The 4,280-nt window shown below is 38.6% G+C and carries 4 protein-coding genes and 1 pseudogene; 4 read left to right on the top strand and 1 reads right to left on the bottom strand.

Annotated elements, in window-relative coordinates:
• The 4 genes and pseudogenes from L647_RS0100025 to L647_RS0100010 all read left to right on the top strand — a co-directional run.
• Positions 1 to 808, top strand: a pseudogene (locus tag L647_RS0100025) (PEBP family protein); the annotation flags it as partial.
• A 37-nt stretch (positions 809 to 845) separates the two neighbouring features.
• Positions 846 to 1,352, top strand: a complete 507-nt coding sequence (locus L647_RS0100020) for a hypothetical protein (protein WP_024609397.1) — start codon at positions 846 to 848, stop codon at positions 1,350 to 1,352.
• A 222-nt stretch (positions 1,353 to 1,574) separates the two neighbouring features.
• Positions 1,575 to 2,933: an ATP-binding protein gene (locus L647_RS0100015; RefSeq protein ID WP_253948822.1), complete on the top strand. Its 1,359-nt coding sequence runs from the start codon at positions 1,575 to 1,577 to the stop codon at positions 2,931 to 2,933.
• Between the two features lie 4 nt (positions 2,934 to 2,937).
• Positions 2,938 to 3,615 carry a response regulator gene (locus L647_RS0100010; RefSeq protein ID WP_024609395.1) on the top strand — a complete coding sequence of 226 codons (678 nt, stop codon included), beginning with the start codon at positions 2,938 to 2,940 and terminating at the stop codon, positions 3,613 to 3,615.
• 152 nt (positions 3,616 to 3,767) lie between these two features.
• Here the strand turns inward: L647_RS0100010 and L647_RS01000000123410 are convergent.
• A partial coding sequence (locus L647_RS01000000123410) for a DUF3334 family protein (protein ID WP_024609394.1) occupies positions 3,768 to 4,280 on the bottom strand: 513 nt, incomplete at its 5' end.

The following is a 4,280-nucleotide window of genomic DNA, read 5'->3' as shown; positions in this document are numbered from 1 at the left end:
CGGCAGCCGTACAATGAGCTATTCATACAAAGGTGAAAACTACTTTACTACTTACAGCCCTGCATCACAGGGAAAAGACTGCTATAGCTTTAAACAAAAAACTATCAGTAATGGTGGCAAAGTTCAAACAGGTACATTTTGTAGAGGTCCGCAACCAAATCACCTTACTCCTACAGTCACTAAGCAAAATACAAATTCTGCCATTACAGGCAAGCATAACTTAAAGCTAGAAGCATGGGCTGATAACTGGTTTACAGCCTACATTGGCGAGCAGTTACTTGTTGAAGATTCTGTGCCTATAACCACAGAGCGTTCATTTAATGCCGAAAGCATTACGTTTTCTGCAAACTACCCTATTGAGCTTAATTTAATAATTAAAGACTTTAAGCAAAACGACACTGGGCTTGAATACATCGGTGCTAAAAATCAGCAAGTGGGTGATGGCGGTTTTATTATGCAACTTACCGACACCGATACAAATAAAGTAGTTGCCGTTAGCGATCAAAGCTTTAAATGCGAAATACTTCACAAAGCGCCACTTAACAAATTATGCGAAAGCGAATCAAATCCAGTCGCGGGCGAAGGCGTTTGTACGTTTATGTCAAAAGAAGCGCCAACTAACTGGCTGCAAAGTAACTTTGATAACGCAAACTGGGCTAATGCAGTAGAGCACAACTTTGCCGATGTAGGACCAAAAGATGGTTACGACGATATTAACTGGGATGAAAATGCAAAGTTCATATGGGGCGAAGACTTAGAAACCGACAACACCCTTATTTGTAAAGCAACTATTGAGCAACCTCAATAAACAAAAAGGTCAACCGCCTCAATAAAAGGTAGTAATTATGTATTTTTTAAAAAAATTAAAATGGCTAATGCTAGCGTGTATTTTAACAAGTATGAGCGCTCAAGTGAGCGCCCATGTATTAAAAAACACAACAGCCCAAGTAATTTTAAGAGACGGGCAAGTTGAGGTTAAAGTATTAACTAATGCTGAGCATTTAACTTCAGCGCTGCAAAGCGAGCAAGCATGGCTTATGGGCGATATTGATAAGCTTATGCCTACAAACTTAAGTGCAGAGCAACAAGAAGAGTTTGTAAAAAATGCACTTAAACAAAAAACGAGCTTACGTGTAAATCAGCAAGTTATCGTGTTTGAACGCGTCGCTTTTACCACCAGCAACAACGAAGCGCACGACCTAGAAATTGTTTTTCAAGCGAAGCACACATTTACAACAGTAGATGAGCTTGCCATATCGTTCCCTAAAAGTTTAGGTGCAGTACACGCAAGCTTTGTAAAACCACAATATAAGTTACTGGGTGCTGACGATACCGCAAAAATAAAGTTCTAGTCCAAATATCAACATACCTAAAAAGCTTACTCAAAAAGGATTTTAGTAAGCAACTCCCTAAATACGCTAATTGTAGGCACATAATCAATATGCAATACTGCTTGGTACGTTAACGTCATGATTTTTACTATTTGCCAATCAGTGAAATTAATACATAAATTCTTTTTAGCTTTTTTTATCACTAATATCGCCCTTGTTGGGCTTATGTTTGTGTTTATATACATGACCTTTTCGTCAGGGTTTAACGACTTTGTTGAACAAGAAGAAACAAAGCATGTAGCAATGGTTAAGCAGCAACTTATTGAGCTTTATAGCGAATTAGGCAGTTGGCAACCCATTACGCAAAACACACAATTATGGCGCTCTATTGTAGAGCCACAAAAAAAGCCAGGCGAGCCTAAAACGAATAAACACACAAGCACCCCACCCAAACCAAATAGCAGCAATGCAACGCCCTCTTTATTGTGGGTACACTTACCTGCAGGTTCCCTTAAAACAGGGCAACGTATAAGTTTATATGATCAAAATAAAAAGGTTGTTGTTGGTAGAGCTAATTTAAACGACAACCCACATATAGAGCCTATTTTATTAAACAATAACGTTATAGGCTGGATAGGTTTAGTCCCTTCAAAACTTGTGCAAAGTAGCCCAGCAAAAGCATTTTTAGCAGCGCAATTTCATAACTATTTTATGATCACGTTACTCGTTATTGTGCTCGCATTTATTATGGCTATTGTGTTATCTCGCCATTTAATAAAACCAATAAAGCAAATAGTAACTGGCACCGATGAGTTAACAAACGGAAATTTTGCCAGCAGAATAATCCCCTCTAGTAAAGATGAGCTAGGTACTCTATCCAACAATTTTAACGCCTTAGCCCACACGCTTGAGCAAAACCAACAAATGCGGTTTCAATGGGTGTCAGACACATCCCACGAATTAAGAACCCCACTTACCGTACTACGATCGCACTTGTTAGCTGTGCAAGATGGTGTATTTACAGCCGACACAAAGCGCATTAATTTACTCATAAACCAAGTAGATAACTTAAGTCACATTGTTGACGACCTAGCCCAACTAGCACAAACAGATAGCGTTAATTTAACCTATAACAATACGCGCATTGATTTAATTACTATTTTTGAGCAATCAATTGAAAACTACACCGCTCGCTTTAAAGAGCGTGAATTAAATGTAGATAGCAAAAGCTTAGCCAAAGCCGGTAAATGTATAATAAATGGCGATAAAGAACGCCTTGTACAATTATTTTCAAACCTGTTAGAAAATACCTGCAGATACACGCATAAAGGCGGGCAAGTAATAATACTTGCCAACAAAACACCCAATAACATTGAGCTTATTTTACAAGACTCAGCCCCAAGTGTTTTACCAAACGACTTACAAAAATTGTTTGAGCGTTTTTATCGCGTTGAAAAATCTCGAAGCCGAGAGCACGGCGGCTCAGGCTTAGGACTTGCACTTTGCAAACAAATAGTAGAGGCACATGGCGGTCAAATATCGTTGCACAACTCACCACTTGGTGGGCTAGAAGTTAAAATAACGCTGGCACTTTTAGGTTAAAATAATGGCATCACAAAAAATACTTATTGTTGAAGACGAAGAAAACATTGCAGAGGTACTTATTGCCTATGCTAAGCAACAAAATTACGAAACTGAGCACTTTAATAGTGGCAAAGGTGTAGTTAGTTTTGTAAAACAAAACGTTGTAGATTTAATACTTCTTGATTTAATGCTGCCAGATGTTGATGGCACAGAGCTATGTAAGCAAATTAGAGCCTTTTCAAGTGTGCCTATTATTATGCTTACCGCAAAAAGTGAAGAAATAGACCGCTTACTGGGTTTAGAGCTCGGCGCCGATGACTACATATGCAAACCCTTCAGCCCCAAAGAAGTTATAGCACGCATAAAAGCCGTACTAAGAAGAACCAGCCAGCCTAAAGCCAACATCATCAATCATAATAATTTTCAATTACACAAAGACGATTACGAAGCACGCCTAAACGGCAAAAGTATTGGCTTTACCGCCGTCGAGTTTAAAATATTTTTATTATTTATAAGCCACGTAGGTCGTGTTTTTACCCGCGAAGATATTATTAATAACGTATATAGCGACACAGCCGACATATCCGATCGCAACATTGATACACACATTAAAAATATACGAAAAAAGATTAACGACGTTCAAGCAGGGCTAAACCCAATAGCTGCGGTTTATAGTGTGGGTTATAAGTTTAAAGAGTAGGTTTACTTATTCAAATAAAGCTAACATGACGAAAAAGCGCGATATAAATCGCGCTTTTATTTTAATCACTAACCTGAACACTCATAACTAAAGATTAATAGCAGAGCAGTCGTTGGGTTTCGTTTCACTCAACCCAATCTACGTAAATAGACTTAAAGCCCTAAGCCTGCCATAAAATCATCATCGTTATCGTCTTGATCTACTGCGGTAGATACTTTTTCTTTATCAGCTTTCTTTTTAGCTTCATCCGCAATTATGTCGTCTGGATCAATTGCTTCTGCAATATCAAAGTCATGTAATTTAATAAACTCCGTTTTATCCATTGCTAATTCCAAGTAAAAAATATTTTGTTTACTTGTGGTGAATGTTACGCGGCGGGCTTGTGGTCGATCCATCGTGGTATCTACCGATATTTGCACTTGTTTGTTTATTGCCATCATTTTTGGCTGGTTTTGCGTAATCGAGGTATGTAACTGCTCGCGCACTTTAGACGTAAAGTCGCCAACAATTTGGTTCATTAACTCGCCTAATACGTTTGATACGTCGTCTGATAAATGGCTATGCGCTATTTCATCTTCTGGCATCCCCATGTTGCGCATGTAATCGCCATAAATTTCCATCGCCGCTTGCGAAGTAAAGTTGGTAATTACGAGCCCTGTAAACCC

The organism is Pseudoalteromonas sp. TB64, from assembly GCF_000498095.1.
Lineage (GTDB): Bacteria > Pseudomonadota > Gammaproteobacteria > Enterobacterales > Alteromonadaceae > Pseudoalteromonas.
Note: the sequence above shows the minus strand (reverse complement) of the source record. Positions and strands in the feature narration are given on the sequence as shown.

Coding starts and splice junctions, on each gene's coding strand:
- L647_RS0100020 (WP_024609397.1), top strand. CDS start 846: ATGTATTTTTTAAAAAAATTAAAATGGCTAATGCTAGCGTGTATTTTA.
- L647_RS0100015 (WP_253948822.1), top strand. CDS start 1,575: ATGACCTTTTCGTCAGGGTTTAACGACTTTGTTGAACAAGAAGAAACA.
- L647_RS0100010 (WP_024609395.1), top strand. CDS start 2,938: ATGGCATCACAAAAAATACTTATTGTTGAAGACGAAGAAAACATTGCA.